The organism is Lonepinella sp. MS14435 (assembly GCF_042485795.1).
In the GTDB taxonomy this organism is placed as follows: Bacteria; Pseudomonadota; Gammaproteobacteria; order Enterobacterales; family Pasteurellaceae; genus Lonepinella.
Genome location: NZ_CP169368.1, coordinates 796,057 through 814,127 on the forward strand (window position 1 = coordinate 796,057; position 18,071 = coordinate 814,127).

Annotated in this window: 22 protein-coding genes and 1 tRNA gene; 9 read left to right on the top strand and 14 right to left on the bottom strand. The window is 39.8% G+C overall.

Features of this window, described 5'->3' with window-relative positions; all coding sequences use genetic code 11:
* Positions 1-130 precede the first annotated feature (130 nt).
* The 4 genes from hinT to rlmC are packed head-to-tail and all read left to right on the top strand — an operon-like array spanning position 131 to position 3,083.
* A complete protein-coding gene (gene hinT / locus O1Q80_RS03735) occupies positions 131-481 on the top strand; it encodes a purine nucleoside phosphoramidase (RefSeq protein ID WP_386689464.1) in 351 nt (116 codons plus the stop codon).
* Positions 482-490: 9 nt separating this feature from the next.
* The gene (locus tag O1Q80_RS03740) at positions 491-847 is read left to right on the top strand and encodes a YcfL family protein (protein WP_386689467.1); all 357 of its coding nucleotides are present in this window, start codon (positions 491-493) and stop codon (positions 845-847) included.
* A 2-nt stretch (positions 848-849) separates the two neighbouring features.
* The gene (nagZ, locus tag O1Q80_RS03745) at positions 850-1,896 is read left to right on the top strand and encodes a beta-N-acetylhexosaminidase (protein ID WP_386695752.1); all 1,047 of its coding nucleotides are present in this window, start codon (positions 850-852) and stop codon (positions 1,894-1,896) included.
* A gap of 2 nt (positions 1,897-1,898) precedes the next feature.
* Positions 1,899-3,083: a 23S rRNA (uracil(747)-C(5))-methyltransferase RlmC gene (rlmC, locus tag O1Q80_RS03750; RefSeq protein WP_386696138.1), complete on the top strand. Its 1,185-nt coding sequence runs from the start codon at positions 1,899-1,901 to the stop codon at positions 3,081-3,083.
* A gap of 33 nt (positions 3,084-3,116) precedes the next feature.
* On the opposite strand, the gene O1Q80_RS03755 is transcribed toward rlmC, so the two are convergent.
* Together O1Q80_RS03755 and murJ are read right to left on the bottom strand one after the other, a co-directional pair.
* A complete protein-coding gene (locus O1Q80_RS03755; protein ID WP_386695753.1) occupies positions 3,117-3,995 on the bottom strand; it encodes a DMT family transporter in 879 nt (292 codons plus the stop codon).
* A gap of 8 nt (positions 3,996-4,003) precedes the next feature.
* On the bottom strand, positions 4,004-5,578 hold the full coding sequence (gene murJ / locus O1Q80_RS03760) for a murein biosynthesis integral membrane protein MurJ (protein ID WP_386695754.1): 1,575 nt from the start codon (positions 5,576-5,578) through the stop codon (positions 4,004-4,006).
* Between the two features lie 264 nt (positions 5,579-5,842).
* Here murJ and rpsT point away from each other — a divergent pair, with 264 nt between their 5' ends.
* Positions 5,843-6,106: a 30S ribosomal protein S20 gene (rpsT, locus tag O1Q80_RS03765; RefSeq protein ID WP_386689482.1), complete on the top strand. Its 264-nt coding sequence runs from the start codon at positions 5,843-5,845 to the stop codon at positions 6,104-6,106.
* Positions 6,107-6,208: 102 nt separating this feature from the next.
* On the opposite strand, the gene hisIE is transcribed toward rpsT, so the two are convergent.
* The 9 genes from hisIE to dauA all read right to left on the bottom strand — a co-directional run bounded on the left by hisIE (position 6,209) and on the right by dauA (position 13,148).
* Positions 6,209-6,850, bottom strand: a complete 642-nt coding sequence (gene hisIE, locus O1Q80_RS03770; protein ID WP_386695756.1) for a bifunctional phosphoribosyl-AMP cyclohydrolase/phosphoribosyl-ATP diphosphatase HisIE — start codon at positions 6,848-6,850, stop codon at positions 6,209-6,211.
* Positions 6,850-7,623, bottom strand: coding sequence for an imidazole glycerol phosphate synthase subunit HisF (gene hisF / locus O1Q80_RS03775; RefSeq protein WP_386695758.1), 774 nt, complete (start codon positions 7,621-7,623; stop codon positions 6,850-6,852). Before hisF ends, hisIE begins: the two co-directional genes overlap by 1 nt.
* Positions 7,605-8,354, bottom strand: a complete 750-nt coding sequence (gene hisA / locus O1Q80_RS03780) for a 1-(5-phosphoribosyl)-5-[(5-phosphoribosylamino)methylideneamino]imidazole-4-carboxamide isomerase (RefSeq protein WP_386695759.1) — start codon at positions 8,352-8,354, stop codon at positions 7,605-7,607. Before hisA ends, hisF begins: the two co-directional genes overlap by 19 nt.
* Before the next feature lie 21 nt (positions 8,355-8,375).
* Positions 8,376-8,843, bottom strand: a complete 468-nt coding sequence (locus tag O1Q80_RS03785; protein WP_386695760.1) for a LysM peptidoglycan-binding domain-containing protein — start codon at positions 8,841-8,843, stop codon at positions 8,376-8,378.
* Positions 8,844-8,951: 108 nt separating this feature from the next.
* Positions 8,952-9,545 carry an imidazole glycerol phosphate synthase subunit HisH gene (gene hisH / locus O1Q80_RS03790; protein ID WP_386695762.1) on the bottom strand — a complete coding sequence of 198 codons (594 nt, stop codon included), beginning with the start codon at positions 9,543-9,545 and terminating at the stop codon, positions 8,952-8,954.
* Between the two features lie 21 nt (positions 9,546-9,566).
* On the bottom strand, positions 9,567-9,956 hold the full coding sequence (locus O1Q80_RS03795; protein WP_386692512.1) for a type II toxin-antitoxin system VapC family toxin: 390 nt from the start codon (positions 9,954-9,956) through the stop codon (positions 9,567-9,569).
* Positions 9,953-10,204, bottom strand: coding sequence for an antitoxin (locus O1Q80_RS03800; protein ID WP_386689496.1), 252 nt, complete (start codon positions 10,202-10,204; stop codon positions 9,953-9,955). The genes O1Q80_RS03795 and O1Q80_RS03800 overlap by 4 nt, the downstream gene beginning before the upstream one ends.
* 75 nt (positions 10,205-10,279) lie before the next feature.
* Positions 10,280-11,374: a bifunctional histidinol-phosphatase/imidazoleglycerol-phosphate dehydratase HisB gene (gene hisB, locus O1Q80_RS03805; protein ID WP_386695763.1), complete on the bottom strand. Its 1,095-nt coding sequence runs from the start codon at positions 11,372-11,374 to the stop codon at positions 10,280-10,282.
* Between the two features lie 28 nt (positions 11,375-11,402).
* Positions 11,403-13,148 (bottom strand): C4-dicarboxylic acid transporter DauA, encoded by a 1,746-nt coding sequence (gene dauA / locus O1Q80_RS03810; protein ID WP_386695765.1) that lies wholly within the window; start codon positions 13,146-13,148, stop codon positions 11,403-11,405.
* A gap of 160 nt (positions 13,149-13,308) precedes the next feature.
* Here dauA and O1Q80_RS03815 point away from each other — a divergent pair.
* The 4 genes from O1Q80_RS03815 to O1Q80_RS03830 all read left to right on the top strand — a co-directional run bounded on the left by O1Q80_RS03815 (position 13,309) and on the right by O1Q80_RS03830 (position 14,761).
* A tRNA-Ser gene (locus O1Q80_RS03815) sits at positions 13,309-13,398 on the top strand.
* Positions 13,399-13,487: 89 nt separating this feature from the next.
* Positions 13,488-13,748 carry a type II toxin-antitoxin system Phd/YefM family antitoxin gene (locus O1Q80_RS03820; RefSeq protein WP_386695767.1) on the top strand — a complete coding sequence of 87 codons (261 nt, stop codon included), beginning with the start codon at positions 13,488-13,490 and terminating at the stop codon, positions 13,746-13,748.
* 292 nt (positions 13,749-14,040) lie between these two features.
* A complete protein-coding gene (locus O1Q80_RS03825) occupies positions 14,041-14,394 on the top strand; it encodes a ComEA family DNA-binding protein (RefSeq protein WP_386695769.1) in 354 nt (117 codons plus the stop codon).
* A gap of 94 nt (positions 14,395-14,488) precedes the next feature.
* On the top strand, positions 14,489-14,761 hold the full coding sequence (locus tag O1Q80_RS03830) for a type II toxin-antitoxin system RelB/DinJ family antitoxin (RefSeq protein WP_386689508.1): 273 nt from the start codon (positions 14,489-14,491) through the stop codon (positions 14,759-14,761).
* A 44-nt stretch (positions 14,762-14,805) separates the two neighbouring features.
* Here the strand turns inward: O1Q80_RS03830 and purN are convergent, their stop codons facing one another.
* The 3 genes from purN to O1Q80_RS03845 all read right to left on the bottom strand — a co-directional run bounded on the left by purN (position 14,806) and on the right by O1Q80_RS03845 (position 18,052).
* A complete protein-coding gene (purN, locus tag O1Q80_RS03835) occupies positions 14,806-15,444 on the bottom strand; it encodes a phosphoribosylglycinamide formyltransferase (RefSeq protein WP_386695771.1) in 639 nt (212 codons plus the stop codon).
* Positions 15,445-15,500: 56 nt separating this feature from the next.
* Entirely contained in the window at positions 15,501-16,538 is a 1,038-nt protein-coding gene (gene purM / locus O1Q80_RS03840) for a phosphoribosylformylglycinamidine cyclo-ligase (protein ID WP_386695773.1), read from the bottom strand.
* 158 nt (positions 16,539-16,696) lie between these two features.
* Positions 16,697-18,052, bottom strand: a complete 1,356-nt coding sequence (locus O1Q80_RS03845) for a sodium-dependent transporter (protein WP_386696140.1) — start codon at positions 18,050-18,052, stop codon at positions 16,697-16,699.
* Between the last annotated feature and the right edge of the window lie 19 nt (positions 18,053-18,071).

Below are 18,071 nucleotides of genomic sequence, written 5' to 3' on the forward strand. Positions count from 1 at the left end.
CAAAAAGTATAACAGCCTTGTAACAAACCATTAACAAAACCGCTTAAAAATTGCTATTTTTTCCATTTTCTGATAATTTTTTGGTGAAAAGTGCGGTACAATTTTACCCAATTTTATAGAGGACAAAACTATGCCACAAGAAACCATTTTCAGCAAAATTATTCGTAAAGAAATTCCAGCGGATATTGTTTATCAAGATGAATTAGTCACCGCTTTCCGTGATATTTCACCACAAGCCAACACCCATATTTTAATCATTCCGAACAAATTGATTCCAACCGTCAATGATGTAACCACAGAAGATGAAATTGCTTTAGGACGGTTATTTACCGTAGCAGCCAAAATTGCCGAACAAGAGGGTATTGCGGAAGATGGCTATCGTTTAATTGTGAACTGCAATAAACATGGCGGACAAGAAGTATTTCATATTCACATGCACTTAGTTGGCGGTGAACCGCTCGGCAGAATGTTGGCAAAATAGGGCGAGTACATGAAAAAAATTCTGTTAATTTGCACCGCACTTTTTTTAGTCGCCTGTAGTTCAAGCCAGCCGTCATTAGTTTATACTCATGCCCCGATTTTAAATATTACGGCGGAACTTAACCCATTGATTGATGCTAATGCAACCGCTCAATCCGCATGGGTAAAAAATAAATCAAATCAAAATATTAACGTTCAATATGACGTATTTTGGTATGATCAAAACGGCGTGACGCAACCTGTGAGCTTACAACAAGAACAATATCGGGCAAATTTATTGCTTGCTCCTGAACAAAAGCAAGCCATTAATTTGAGTAAGCCAACACCTGAAAGTGTGAATTATCGTTTATATTTACAATTAAAATAACTATGTCAACTTTACTTATTGATTTAAAAGGTCAACAGCTTACCCAAGAAGAAGTGGAACTGCTAGAACACCCCTTAGTCGCAGGCTTAATTCTATTCAGTCGCAATTTTTACGACCGTGAACAAATTCAAGCCCTGATTAAAGATATTCGGCAACGAGTGAAAAAGTCCTTATTGATCACCGTGGATCAAGAGGGCGGTCGGGTACAGCGTTTCCGTGACGGTTTTACCCAACTACCTGCCATGCAATCTTTTACCGAAATTTGTTCTAATCATCAAGAACAACAACATCTTGCTTTAGAAAGCGGCTGGCAAATGGCAGCAGAAATGACGGCACTGGATATTGATTTAAGTTTTGCTCCAGTGCTAGATTTAGGGCATCAATGCAAAGCCATCGGCGATCGTAGTTTTAGTGGTGATATTGAACCTGCCATTCGCCTTGCCACGGCATTTATCCAAGGTATGAAACAAGCAGGCATGGCGACCACAGGCAAACACTTCCCCGGGCATGGTCACGTTATCGCTGATAGTCATTTAGAAACGCCTTATGATGAGCGTCCAAGTGCGGTGATTTTTGAGCAAGATATTCAGCCTTTTCAACAGTTGATTGCCAACAATTTGCTTGATGCGATTATGCCAGCCCATGTTATTTATACGCAATGTGATAACCAACCAGCCAGCGGTTCAAGTTACTGGTTACAGACCATTCTTCGCCAACAATTCGCTTTTCAAGGGGCGATTTTCTCCGATGATTTAGGCATGAAAGGGGCAGGCTTTATGGGCGATTTTGTAGAGCGTAGCGAAAAAGCCTTGCAAGCAGGTTGTGATTTATTATTGTTATGTAACGAACCTGATGGCGTGGTGCAAGTGTTAGACACGCTAAAACTGCGAGAAAATGCACCGCACTTTGAGCAACGTCAACAGCGTTTACGTTCACTATTTAAGCAAAAATCTTTTTCGTGGAATGAACTGACTAAAACCGAACGTTGGTTAAGAAATCACAAAGTATTGACTGCATTTCAACAGCGTTGGTTGGAATGTAAAATCTAATGATGATTAATTGTCAGCATTATCAAGCTCAACAATGTCAGTCTTGTCAATGGATAGCGAACGACTATCCATTACAATTACACCAAAAACAAGAGCATCTAAAACAACAACTGGCTAAATTAGATCTGTCAAAACTCGCTTGGTTTGCACCTTTTCCATCACCACTGACAGCGTTTCGCAATAAAGCCAAAATGGTGGTGTCAGGGGCGGTGGAACGCCCGATTTTAGGCATTGTCAATGAGCAAAATCAAGCGGTAGATTTAACGGATTGTGAGCTTTATCCAGCCCATTTTGTCAATATTTTTCCTATTCTCAAAGACTTTATTGGACGTGCAGGGTTAGTGCCATACAACATAGCGAAACAAAAGGGCGAACTGAAATTTATTTTACTTACCGAAAGCCGTTATAACGGCGAATTGATGTTGCGTTTTGTATTACGCTCTGAAAACAAGATTGCGTTAATTCAACGAGAATTAGCGAAATTACAAGCAAAATTACCGCAGTTAAAGGTAATTACCGCGAATATTCAACCCCAGCATGCGGCGATTTTAGAGGGCGAAAAAGAAATTTTTCTCACTGAACAGCAAGTGTTAGAAGAACAATTTAACCACATTCCGCTATTTATTCGTCCACAAGGTTTTTTCCAAACCAATCCAACCGTGGCAGAAAACCTCTATGCGACAGCTCAACAGTGGATAAAAGATTTTCCCGTTAATTCGCTGTGGGATTTGTTTTGTGGCGTAGGCGGATTTGGTTTACATTGTGCGAAAGCACTTAGCGAGAAAAATCCGCATGTTGAATTAACTGGCATTGAAATTTCACCGTCTGCCATTCAAGCGGCGAAAAAATCGGCAGAAAAGTGCGGTCTAAAAAATGTCAATTTTCAATCCCTCGATGCGGCTAATTTTGCTCTAAAGGATCAACAAACGAAGCCTGATTTAGTCATCGTCAATCCCCCAAGACGAGGTATTGGCAAGCCGTTAGCCCAATTTCTCAATCAAATGCAACCGCCATTTATTCTCTATTCCAGCTGTAATGCGGTGAGCATGGGAAAAGATTTAGCCGAATTAAGCCATTACCAACTTCGTAAAATACAACTATTCGATATGTTTCCACATACTAGTCATTATGAAGTGTTGGGGTTGTTGGTAAGCATTTCTTCTGGTGAGATTGAAGAATATGTATAGAAAAATGCACTTTTCTATACATATCCCATTTGCTCATTGTAACTTCGGACTTGTCCATTTTCTAAACCAAACAGGTAATAGCGTGGATCCCATGGCGGAGAAAATAACCAAAGCGACACCGACTGCAGTGACCAAAGAAAGATGTTCGCCTAAAATCAGCAAAGCAAGAAAAACCCCAAACACAGGTTCTAACGCACTGAAAATAGCGGAAATATTGGCACTGACATCTTGTAAGCCTTTATTCCATAAAATATAGGCTAACCACGTGCAACCTACGGATAAATAAAGAATCCCCCAAATACCCTCGCTACTCGGATTAATCTGCCAATTTTGGGTAAATAATAAGGTCATCGGAACACAGGTTACGGTGCCTAATACAATTAAAATATTGGTAAATTCAACCGCTTTGAGTTCTTTCATAACATCTTTGCTCATATATAAACAAAACGCAAAAATGAAACCGCCAGAGAGAACCATTAAGCAACCTAATAGGCTGACATCGCCTTGTTCTTCAGAACCTAATACCACTAAGGCAACCCCGATAAAGGCAACGATACCAAACAAAATGTCGATTAATTTAAGCCGTTGTTTGAAGAATAATACGCCAACTAGCACGGTAATTAAGGGTTCTGCCCCGAGCATTGTGACGGCACTGGCAGCGGAGGTGAAAGATAGCCCGATAAATTGCAACATAAATACCGTTGGAAACACCAAACATGCAATCAGCCACATTTTTTTGACTAAATGGCTTGGAATTTTGCGATAAGCAGGAAAAAAGGCAGGCAAAGAAAAAATGGCTGCAATGGCTAAACGTAATTGCACGGTAATGGCAGGGTCAAACATCGCATAACTGTATTTTCCTGCAATAAATGAACTCCCCCAAATAAGGGCAGCTAATAAGAGATAAATCATGGTTATCCTTAGCTTTTGGCTAATAAATCCTGTTTGCGGATACCGAGTAAGATTAACATAGCAAAATAGCTTACTGCAGCAAGGCAGATTAACCAAGCTAACCAATGTACTCGTTTAAAAAATGTCATGGCATGCCATGTCATTAATTCAGGACTAAAATACCACACCAACGATCCCATTACCACGGCAGAAAGCAAAACTTTGACAAAAAATACCGCACTTTTTTTCGAAAAATGATAAACATCGGCTTGGACTAGACCACGATAAAGCAAATAAGCATTCAGCGTAGCCGACATAGCAGAAGCAATGGCTAAACCCACATAACTAAACGGAATAGCCAATAGATTAAAGCCCATATTGCTGACCATGGCAATAATCCCAATTTTCACGGGTGTTTTGGTGTCTTGTCTAGCGTAGTAACCGTTCGCCAGAATTTTGATTAGCATAAAACTCAATAAGCCAGCATTAAATCCCCACAACGAAAGGGCAGCGGCTTGCACGTCATTGAGCAAAAATTGCCCACGCATAAATAAAGTGAGTAACATGGGTTCAGCTAATACCGCAATACCGATCATGGCTGGCACGCCGAGTAATAAAATCATTCGCACGCCCCAGTCCATAGTTTGACGGAAATCTACCGCACTTTTTTGTGCATCATCACTACGATTCACATGATGACGAGCTAATGTGGGCAAAATCACGGTAGAAATCGCAATGCCAAATAAACCGAGCGGAAATTCCAGTAAACGGTCGGAATAATACAGCCAGCTAATCGATCCAGTCATCAAAAAACTGGCAATAAAGGTATCAAGCAATAAATTAATCTGACTGACGGAAACCCCAAATAACGCAGGAATCATTAGGGTACGGATTTTTTTCACACCGACATCATTCCACGCCCATTGAGGTTTAACTAATAAGCCAGCTTGACGCAAAAAGGGAATTTGAAACAGAAATTGTAGCAAACCACCGACAAAAATACCGATTGCCAACGCAAGATCGGGGCTATCTAAATGTGGTGCTAATAAAAGTGCGGTGCAAATCATGGCAATATTCAGCAATACAGGCGAGAAAGACATCACGCCGAATTTGCCAATGGTGTTTAAAATCGCCCCTGATAACGCCACAAACGTAATAAACCATAAATAAGGGAAAGTAATTTTAAGCAATAATGACGCTTGGCTAAATTTTTCCGCATTGGGTCCATCGTTAAGCCAATCCACAAACCAACCTGTACCGAAAATGGCAGCGACAATCGGTGAACCAATCATAGCGAATGCAGTAACAAGAGTCACTAAACCGCCTAAAGTACCCGATACTTTGGCGATAAATTCCCGAGTTTTACTGATGTCGCCTGATTTTTGATATTCCGCTAAAACTGGCACAAAGGCTTGCGAAAAAGCCCCTTCTGCGAACAAACGGCGTAAAAAATTCGGAATACGGTTAGCAAATAAAAACACGTCTGCTGCTGCTCCCGCCCCAATAATATTGGCAATCACCACATCTCGCACTAAACCGAGTACCCGTGAAAGTAATGTCATGCTGCTGACGATAATGCCTGATTTTAAAAGTCGTTTACTCAAAATGGTTGTTCTCAATGTAGAAATCGGAAAAAATTAGCTTAATTTTATAGAAATTTCATTTTAATGCTATATTAAAACAAAAAAAACTGATAAAATCTCGCCCTACATTGTTTAAAGCGTTGCTTAACGGCTTATAGCAACCGAAAAACGGTGCCAAGATTCGGTTGTGTCTCACCGAAAACAACAAATTTACAGACAGCTCATTCTAATTTTGAATGAAAGAGCAATATTGATTAATTAACAGAAATTCTTAGGAGTTTGACCTTGGCTAATATCAAGTCAGCAAAAAAACGTGCGGTTCAATCTGAAAAACGCCGTCAACACAATGCAAGTCAACGCTCAATGATGCGTACTTACATCAAAAAAACTTATGCAGCAGTAGCAACTGGCGATAAAGCAGCTTCAGAAGCCGCTTTCGTTGAGATGCAAAAAGTCGTGGATCGTATGGCATCTAAAGGCTTAATTCACGCTAACAAAGCAGCTAACCACAAATCTAAATTAGCAGCTCAAATTAAAAAATTAGCGTAATTGTTGATTTAAAAATTAATGAAAAATAAACCGCACTTTTGTTTAAAAAGTGCGGTTTATTTGTTGTTTATAATCGGTGAAATAGTTGCGAATAATGTATTTCTACTTATTTGAACCCTCAGGGTGCAAACCAATTCCTGCGTGGCGTTGTTTTAATTTATCCATCACATTTGCCCAATTTAAGTTGGCATCTTGCAATAACACAGTTAAATGATAAAGCAGATCTGCTGTTTCAGACACCACTTCATCAGGATCTTTCGCCATTGCCGCTAAGGCAGTTTCAACCCCTTCTTCACCTACTTTCTGAGCAATCTTCTTCGTCCCTTTCGCATATAGTTTAGCAGTATAAGAACTGTCAGGATCGGCATTTTTGCGTGATTTAATCAGGTTTTCTAATTTGCTGAAAAATACCCAATCAGGCAACGTTTGCAATTCACTAAAACAACTTTCTGTGCCTTTATGGCAAGTGGGTCCAATAGGATTAACTAAAATTAACAACGTATCATTATCACAATCCAACGCCATATCCACCACATGCAAAAAATGCCCCGAAGTTTCGCCCTTTGTCCATAGCCGTTGTTTGGTGCGGGAATAAAAAGTCACTTTCTTTTCAACCAGCGTTTTATTTAATGCTTCTGCATTCATATAGCCCAGCATTAATACTTCGCAAGTTTGGGCGTTTTGTACGATAACGGGGAGCAGGTTATCAACTTTTTGCCAGTTGATGTTTTGTGTATTAATCATTATTTTCTCACTTCCACTTTTTCTTGTTGTAAGTACTCTTTCAATTCCCCAATATCAATAATCCGTTTATGAAACACACTTGCCGCTAAAGCTCCATCTACATTGGCTTCCACAAAGGCATCACGAAAATGCACCATTTCGCCTGCACCGCCTGATGCGATTAATGGCACATGACAAATTTCACGCACTTTTTTTAACTGCACCAAATCATAGCCGTTACGCACGCCGTCTTGATTCATCATATTCAACACGATTTCGCCTGCACCACGTTGTTGTACTTCAGCGATCCAGTCCAATAATTGCCAGTTAGTTTGGCGAGTACGATGTTCATCGCCCGTATATTGATTAACCCAATATTTCCCCGTTTCCTGTTCAAACCAACTATCAATTCCCACCACAATGGCTTGCACGCCAAAACGTTGAGAAAGTGCGGTGATTAATTCGGGATTTTCCAAAGCAGGCGAATTAATGGAAATTTTATCCGCCCCAAAGGCGAAAAGCTGTTCTGCATCGGCAATGGTTTTAATGCCACCTGCCACACAAAAGGGAATATCAATCACTTTGGCGACACGTTCCACCCAGCTTTTATCCACGGTGCGACCGTCTGATGAAGCGGTAATATCATAAAATACCAACTCGTCTGCCCCTTCTTCGGCATAACGTTTCGCCAATGGCACAATATCACCGATAGTTTCATGATTGCGAAATTGCACGCCTTTCACCACTTGACCGTTTTTTACGTCCAAACAGGGAATTATCCGTTTTGCCAACATTCGATCGCCTCAGCTACATTAAATTTACCCTCTAACAAGGCACGTCCTACAATTACACCAGCTACGCCAGTCCCTTTTAATGCTTGAATATCCGCCAATGAGCCAATACCGCCCGAAGATTGAAAATTGATTACGGGGTATTTGGCACAAATTTCACGATATAAATCCACATTAGAACCAGCTAAGGTGCCATCTCGAGAAATGTCGGTACATAAAACATGTTGCAAACCAACGGATTGATAATCTTCAATTAATGCTTCCAACGACACCCCACTGGCTTCTTGCCAACCACTGATTGCGATGATTTTATTGCCTTTTTCATCAATATTGACATCTAACGCCAAGACAAATTTTTCCGCCCCATATTTTTCAAACCAACCTTTTACAAGGTCTGAATTTTTCACCGCAGTTGAACCGATCACGACACGATTCGCCCCTACGGCTAATAAATCCGCCACATCTTGTTCGCTGCGAATACCACCACCGACTTGAATTTTACATTGCGTGGTTTCTATGATGTTGCCAATTAGCTTGGTTTGACGTTTGGCAGGATCTTTCGCTCCAGTTAAATCCACCAGATGCAACTGTTCCGCCCCTTGAGCGAGATAGCTGGCAAACTGCTCAACAGGGTTATCACTATATGTGGTTTGTTTGGCGTAATCACCCTGATGTAATCGCACCACTTGATCATCAATCAGGTCAAGTGCTGGGATTATGATAGATTTCTTCATTAGGTTTTCCTAAAGTATTGCTTAACGTAAGCGTAAATTTGAACCGACAGTTAATTTTGCTGTTGATGAAAGACCATTCAAGCTCACAATTTCATTGATACTTTTACCGCTTAAGTAGCTGATTAAATAAAGTGTATCGTATTTACCCACAGTATAAGTTGCCCCCGTGTAACATCCTTTCTGAATTTGGCTATAAACAGGTGTATTTGTACCATCACGCACCACCGTACAATTACCTACCTGTTCAGCATTTCCACTGGCATTATTGCTGGCTGGTTGGTCATAAGTTGGTTGGTTATAGGTTGGCTGTTGATATTGAGTGTTTGGCTGTCCCATGGTGCTAGGCATTTCGGTTGGTTGAACATTTGCATAAGGCTCACTCACATCAACCACTTCAGAGCTTGAAGTAGCGTCTGTGGTAGATGAGCTATTAGTACAACCGATTAATGCAAAGGTGGCTAAAGGTAATACAAAAAGTGATTTTTTCATTTGAGAATCCTATTTATTAAACAAAATATAAATTAATTTACCTTAAAAAGGTATGCTATAGCCTATCATAGATTTGTCATCAGCGTAATAAATTACCCTGATGAATCATTAGATATTTTCCACAAAATTTCGTAATAATTGTGAGCCATTTTTGCCTGAACGTTCAGGGTGAAACTGTACGCCGTAGAAATTTTTACTCGCAATGGCAGCCGAAAAATCTACCCCATATTGACTGGTGGCAATGGTATTTTTATTCGGCAATACCGCATAACTATGCACAAAATAAAAATGACTATCTTGCTCAATATCAACGAATAACGGATGATTGTCGGCATAATGCACCTTATTCCAACCCGTATGTGGCAATGGCAAACCTGTATTAGGAATTAATTCCGTATGCCCTGTCATTAGATTTAAGGTTGATACATTGCCTTCGGCGGAATATTCCGTCATTAACTGCATGCCTAAGCAAATGCCTAACATCGGTTGGGTCGCATGTTGAATGGTTGCGATAAGTTGGCGTTGTTCTAAATTTTGCATCGCAGCAATCGCCGTGCCAACACCAGGTAAAATCAGTTTATCGGCAGATTGGATTTTATTCAGATCGCGGGAGATCTCGGCAGTGTAACCCAAACGGTCAAAAGCGAATTTGACTGATGATAGGTTGGCACAGCCAGTGTCGATGATGATAATATTTTTCATAATTTATAGTTTAACCGTAAGTTATTGCCAATCTTCAAAGCGTAATTTATTTACACGTGCAAATTCTTTAGTATTATGGGTAATCAAGATTAAATTACGATTAATTGCTTGTCCTGCAATCTGTACATCATAAGTACCAATAGGTGTCCCTTGTTTAGTTAATTCTGCTCTAATTTTGCCAGCTTGTTTGGCATCATCTAATTCAAAGGGCAAAATAGTAAACGGCAATTTATCTAATTTAGCTAAATTTTCTGTTTTACGCTGACTTTTTTCCGCACCATAATAAAGCTCAAACATAACAATACTAGGTAAAGCGAAGTCAGTTGGAGAGTAACGTTTCAAGTGAGTAATAAAATCTATATTGTTATTTAAAATGGCAATAACGGCATTGGTATCTAACAAATATTTCATTCAAAACTGCTCCAATCTCTTTCTTGAGCGGTAGATAAACGACCATCTTCAATAGAGCGTACAAAACTTTCATCTAGTTTACCCATTTCAGTCAGTTCGTCTAACCACGACCAATCATTTACAATCGGCTCAAGGATCACCTTTTGACCTTGTTTTCGAATACTCACTTCTTTACTATTAAAGCGAAATGCTTTGGGTAGGCGTAAAGCCTGAGAATTACCTGTCCAAAATAATTTTGCTGTTGTCATTGTTTACTCCCAATTCTTGTTTGTATATATTAAAAGTATATATAAATAGATCAATATATTCAACTAATATGAGAACTACAACACCCCTTTACTACTCGGCAACACATCACTTTCAATCCGAATCGCTTGTCTTAACGTCCGTCCAAACACTTTAAACAAACTTTCAATTTTATGATGATCATTCTCACCTTGCACACTTAAATGTAAAGTCGCTAACATTGTAAACGCAATGGATTGAAAAAAATGTTCAGTGAGTTCGGTGCTAAAATCGCCTACTTTGTCCCGTTTAAACTCGGCATTAAATTTAATAAACGGACGACCCGATAAATCCAACGCACATTCCGCCTTACATTCGTCCATTGGTAACACAAAGCCAAAACGTGCAATGCCACGCTTGTCACCAATCGCCTGTTTTAATGCTGTACCTAAGGCAAGTGCGGTGTCTTCCACACTGTGATGTTCGTCAATCCATAAATCGCCTTTACAAGACACATTCATACGAAAACCGCCGTGGGTGGCAATTTGATCCAGCATGTGATCAAAAAAGCCGATGCCTGTTTTAATCTGATTCACCCCTGTTTCATCAAGCCATACTTGCACTTTAATATCGGTTTCTTTGGTTTTACGCACCACTTCGGCATAGCGTGGTGGACGTTCACCGATATTGGTCACTGGTTCACCAAGTAATTTTTCGCTAATTAAATCCCAATTCAATTTATCAGGGTGATATTGCAAGGCTCGAATACCTAAATTTTCGGCTAACTGCACATCAGTGGCACGGTCGCCAATCACAAAACTACTGTCAGGATCAAAAAGCTGTCTGACAATATATTTTTCTAATAATTTGGTTTGCGGTTTACGGCAATCACAATGATCTTCTGGTTTATGCGGACAAATCAGCACATCATCAAATTCAATCCCTTGCGAACGAAAAATTTCCATCATCGCATTGTGCGGTTTATCGAAACTGTCTTGTGGAAAAGAATCCGTACCCAACCCGTCTTGATTACTGACCATCACAAAACGATAACGATCTTTCAGTTTAAGTAAGGCAGGAATCACATTTTTTTCCAGTTTTAGTTTTTCCAGACTATCAATCTGAAAATCGGTTTTCGGTTCGTCTATTAATGTACCGTCACGGTCGATAAATAAGGTAGGTTGTGCTGTCATCATATTTTCCTTGTGGCTTTTGTTTTTATTAATTAACAGATAAGTTATCAAAATCACGGATTTTTTGATAGGTATCTTCTAATCCCGAACTAAAATTAATTTTTTTCAATTCAAGTACCGCATTAGATTTTACAATCATCCGCAACGGCTGAAATTGCATATTACACATATAAAGCTGTTGATGTGGCAACATGTGTTGCACAAAACGGGTTAATGCGTGAATTCCCCCCGTATCTAGCACTGTCACCGCATCACATTGCAACACAATATGTTTGATTTCGTGATCGGTATGCACAGTTTTCTCGTGTAAATCGGCAAATAGATTATCCGCCGCAGCAAAAAACAACGGACCACTAATGCGATACACTAACACATCATTTAAATCTTCGGGGTGAGTTTGTTCAATGGATTTAGTCATTTCCGCAATGGTACGAATAAACAATAAACTTGCCAACAACACGCCCACCGTAATGGCAATCACCATATCGAAAATCACGGTTAAGAAGATACAAGTTAATAACACCGCAATTTCATTCGCTCCCGAACGGCGAACTAAATGAATGATATTACGTAGATCTGCCATATTCCACGCCACCATTAACAGCAATGCTGCCATGGAAGCTAAGGGCAAATAGGATAAAGCCTGAGCAAATAATAGCAGAGAAAATAATACCAACAAGCCATGTACCATACTGGAAATTGGCGAAAACGCCCCTGATTTTACATTCGCAGCTGAACGTGCAATAGCCGCTGTTGCTGTGATACCACCAAGAAACGGCGTAATAATATTGCCGATCCCTTGGGCTAATAATTCGTTATTAGAATGATGTTTAGTATTGGTCATATTATCTAATACCACCGCACACAATAAAGATTCAATCGCCCCTAAAACCGCCATTGAAAATGCTGCGGGTAGCAAAGATTGAATCGTACCAAAGTTCCATTCCACTAACTTCCCTTGAGCATTCGGAATATTCCACGGTAAGGCAAATTCAGGCAATACATTAGGGATACCTTGCCCGACTGAACCATCTGCCAGTTGATATTGGAAAGCCGAACCAATGGTCTGCACATCATAACCAACCGTAATCAAAACCAGCGATAAAACCGTACCTATGATGACTGCGGGTAAATGCCCTGGAAAAGGTAAACGAAAACGATGCCATTGGGATAAAGTTAATAAAGTAACAACACCAACTGCCGTATCCGCCCAGTTAATAGTCGGAAGTGCGGTGAAAATAGTATAAACTTTTTCTAAATAATGGGCTGGCATGACATCAATATGCAAACCAAGAAAATCTTTAATTTGCAAAGTTGCTATCGTAATCCCGATGCCACAGGTAAAGCCCAAAGTGACTGGTAACGGAATATATTCAATTAACCGTCCTAGACGAAACAACGCCATTAGCACTAAAATTATCCCAGATAACAGGGTCGCCATGAGTAATCCGCCCAAGCCAAATTGTTGCGTTACAGGATATAAAATAACCACAAAAGCGGCTGTCGGTCCTGAAATATTAAAACGAGAACCGCCCAATAAAGCAATCACAATACCTGCTACAATCGCCGTATATAAACCATGTTGCGGTGGCACGCCACTGGCAATCGCCAATGCCATTGACAACGGAATGGCAATAACCCCAACCGTCAACCCAGCAATAATATCTTTAATTAATTGCGTTTTCCCATAACCTAAGCGAAACGCATCTTGTAATGCACTGAACGGCTTAACTGCTAACAGGGCATTTTTGGTAAGAAACCATTTATTTAACATTGTTCTATCTCGAAAATTAAAAGCTACAGACTATTTTAACCAAAATTCTTACAAAAAACTTTGCGTTTTCGCAAGAAAAGCGAAAAAAGACTAGACGAAAGGGAAGTTAATTCTTATAATCACGCCCGCTTGCTCAATGAATCCATTGAGTGTCCAGAATGGTAAGGTGTCCGAGTGGTTGAAGGAGCACGCCTGGAAAGCGTGTATGTGGGAAACTGCATCAAGGGTTCAAATCCCTTCCTTACCGCCATTTCCTTTTATTTTCCCTTTAAATACTCCAAAAAGATTTTTAATGGTGCTATTTTAGTTACTAGAACAACCCACAAAATGGAATAAAAAATGACAATACACCAAATTTACACTGGCACAACCGCAAGTATAACCGATCTAAAACGTGATCCAATGGGGACAATCAACACAGGTACAGCAATTAATGGCACAATGGCGATTTTAAACCGTAATCAGCCTGCATTTTATTGTGTAACCCCCGAATTGTTTAAATATCTACAAAATGCGATCGAAGATTTTGAGCTAGGTAAAACTGCCCTAGAACGCAAAGCAGATGGTAAATTTATAGCGGTAAATCTTGATGACCTATAAACTAATATTCCACGAACAAGCCCTGAAAAAACGGAATATTAAATAAATCACAGCTTTTTCTATTAATCATGACATATCCTTTTTAATCTTAATTATACAAATTCATAATCCCCACGAAATTTTTTCACCCCCACTTTTCCCCTCATTTTTTATTATTTTTGTGATATGTATTCCAAAACTGCGGTGAATTTCTTGAGAGTTTTAGGGTTTTGCTTGAAATTACACCCCGTTGAGTTTATTTCCAATATGCTCAACACAAAAAATCAATATTTATTTTCAACAAGGAAACCTTATGAAATCCATTAAAGCATTATTCGGCACAGTGGTACTAGCTGGCTCATTATTAGGCAGTGCAAACGTATTCGCAGAAACCGCACAACCAGCCACAACACCCGTTCAGCAAGTTACTGCACAAACGGTTGCAACTGAAACACAAGCTACTGTAGTTGGTGATAAATTAAATATTAACACCGCTTCCGCCACAGAAATTCAAAAAGCCTTAACGGGGATCGGAACTAAAAAAGCTGAAGCCATTGTGCAATATCGTGAAACGCATGGTGCTTTCACTTCCGTAGATCAATTATTAGACGTACAGGGTATTGGTCAAGCTACTTTAGATAAAAATAAAGATCGGATTATTTTCTAGTTATTTGCCAATCATTAATTAAAAGTCATTGCAATGTAGTGGCAATGGCTTTACAATTTCGGTACTTTATATCAAAAACTGAAAGGATAAAAAAATGACTAGCATTAACTTTAATATTCGTCTGGACTCTCGCTTAAAAGAACGTGCATTTTCGGTGATCGAAAGCTACGGATTAACTCCGTCACAAGCGATTAAGCTATTTTTAAATCAAATTGCAGATACTAAATCGGTGCCATTATCATTTAATCATCATGCTGATATGCCAAATGCAGTGACCAGATTGGCTATGTTAGAAGCGATTGAAAATCGTAAGACTAACCATCTAAAAACCTACAATAGCTTTGAAGAAATTGTACAAGATAGTTAATACGATTGATCAGACTAGGCACACACGCCGAACTATTTTAAATTTTAGTCTATGGCATACCCTTGTGGCGAAAGTAATTGACCATCTAAATAGGCTTGTCCGTCAATTTCTTTCAAGCGATCATCAACAAACCATTTCACCACCAAAGGATAAATTTGTAATTCTTGTGTTTTCACTCGTTGTTGAATATCTTCTATGCTATCGTCAGGGAAAATCGGGACTTTAGCTTGCAAAATCAAGGCACCGCCATCGACTTTCTCATTCACAAAATGCACCGATGTACCATGTTCCGTTTCGCCAGCCTCTAAAGCCTGTTGATAGGTGTTTAAGCCACGGAATTTTGGCAATAATGACGGATGAATATTTAAAATCTTGCCAGCAAAGCGTTGGGTAAATTCAGCGGTGAGAATTTTCATATAGCCAGCTAACACAATCAAATCTGCCCCAAGATCAGCAATAAAATCCGCAATGGCTAAATCCATTGCCAGATTATTGGGATAATGTTTACGTTCAAAAAGTGCGGTGGGAATATTGGCATTTTTGGCACGTTCTAAACCGTAAGCATTGGCTTTATTGCTAATCACAGCCACAATTTGCCCATTAATCATTTTATTTTCGCAAGCCTCTATAATCGCTTGTAAATTGGTGCCTGAACCTGAAATAAGAATAACGATTTTTTTCATAAAGATAGGTATTAAATTGAAAAATTAAGGGCGGACATATCGATCCGCCCCGAATATTATTGAATAATCACTTGTTGTTCGCCTGCTTGTAACGGTTCAATTTGACCGATTAACCAAGCGTCTTCACCTGCTGCACGCAACACTGCCAAGGCTTTTTCCACATCTGCTTGTGGCAAGGCAATCACCATGCCCACACCGCAGTTAAAGGTGCGGTACATTTCATAGGTTTCAATATTGCCTTTTTCTTGCAACCATTTAAACACAGGCTGCCATTGCCAGCTTTTTTCATTAATGACCGCTTTCAGATTCTGTGGCAAAACTCGTGGAATATTTTCCCAGAAACCGCCACCAGTTAAATGAGCAATCGCATGCACATCAACATTTTCAATCAATTCTAACACCGATTTGACATAAATTTTGGTCGGTGCAAGCACTTGTTCGCTTAACGGACGACCTGCCAACTGTTCTGTGGCAGGGTTTACACCTGATACTTCAATCACCTTACGCACTAAAGAATAACCATTGGAATGTGGACCACTTGAAGCTAATGCAATTAACGCATCTCCCGCTTGTACTTGCGAACCGTCAATAATTTTAGATTTTTCCACCACACCGACACAGAAGCCAGCTAAATCGTAGTCACCTGCGTGATACATACCTGGCATTTCCGCTGTTTCACCGCCAACTAAGGCACAACCTGATTGTACACAACCCTCCGCAATGCCTTTCACCACATCGGATGCCACATCTACTTCCAATTTTCCCGTGGCATAATAATCCAAGAAGAACAACGGTTCTGCACCTTGCACCACTAAATCATTAACGCACATTGCCACCAAGTCAATCCCAATCGTATCGTGTTTTTTCAAATCAATCGCTAAACGTAATTTGGTGCCAACACCGTCTGTACCTGAAACTAAAATCGGTTCTTTATATTTGCTTGGCAACGCACATAACGCACCGAAACCACCTAAACCGCCAATCACTTCAGGGCGAGTAGTGCGTTTTACGTGCGGTTTAATCCGTTCAACTAATTCATTACCAGCGTTAATATCCACGCCAGCATCTTTATAACTTAATGATGGTTTGCTCACGATGTTGTCCTTTTGTGTTCAAAAATTGGGGCTATTATACCGACTTTGAGAATTGAGGTAAACGTTTGCTATAAGGTATTTCAAACAAAAAAAGCCGTAAAAAATTCCCCAATTTTGCAATCGGGGAGTGGGGGAGAGCTTTATGTAACAGATTTATTTTATAAAGAATACACAAAAATCACCAAAATCAACACGGGAATTACATATTTCACATAATTAAACCAAATTGCAGTGAGTTTTTTGCTTGCATTTAATTCTTGCTTGGCTTCATCTTTTAACACAAATCCAACGAATACGGCACAGCCAAGTGCGGTTAAAATAAACAGAATATTGCCACTAATGTAATCAAAGGCATCAAAAATACTTCGCCCGATAATGGTTACATTCTGCCATTGGTTATCACCTAACACCGATGGGATATTACCTAATAGAAAAATACCGCTCAATACTAACGCAATCGATGCTTTACGACCTAAGCGAGTCTTTTCTTGTAACGTGGTAATCAGCACTTCATAAATGGTTAATGAAGTCGTTAATGCCGCAATGATCAGCAAACTAAAGAAAATCACGGCGAAAATTGAACCTTGCCATATATGAGAAAATACGATCGGCAAACTTTGGAACACCAAAGTTGGTCCTGAATTAGGGGCAACGTTAAAAGTGAATAAAGAGGGGAAAATCATAAAGCCAGCGGCAAGTGCGATTAAAGTATTCATCACGGCGGTAATCGTGGCGGTTTTGACTAGATTTTCTTTTTTATCTAAATAGCTTGATAGCGTGATTAACACGCCAAAACCAAGGCTTAAGGCAAAGAAAACTTGTCCCAACACAAACACAAATAACTCTTTGCTGATTTTGGAAAAATCAGGCACCAAATAAAATTCAATTCCCTGTGTCGCCCCTGCTAAGGTGATATTGCGTACAATCATCACCAACAAGAAAATAAATAACAATGGCATCAAAAATTTTACCGAACGCTCAATCCCGTCCACAATGCCTTTTGCCAAAATAATATAATTAGCCAACACAAACACAGCCGTATAGCCCAAAATAGTCAGTGGACTGTTATGAATATGAGTGGTGAAAAAATTTGCGGTGGTTTCAGGGCTAACGGGAGCAGATAAATCCAATGTGCCATTAATAATGCTACCAATATAAGTCAGCACCCAGCCACCCAGCACCATATAATAAGCAAGAATACCAAAAGCCCCTAATAATCCCATATAGCCGACAATCTTCCAAGCAGGGTGAATTGGCTTGCCGTTGGCTGTTCCTGTGAAAGCATCGACAGCATTTTTATGTATGCGGCGACCAATCACATTTTCTACCAAAATCATCGGGATCCCAATCACAATCATCGCAATGCAAAATAACAACACATAAGCACCGCCACCATTTTCGCCGACTAAATAAGGAAATCGCCAAGTTGCTCCAAAACCGACAGTGGCTCCCGCTACTGTCATCACATAGGTTAAACGGCTCGACCACGTTTGGCGTTGTTCTGTTTCATTCATTGACATAAAATTTTTCTTC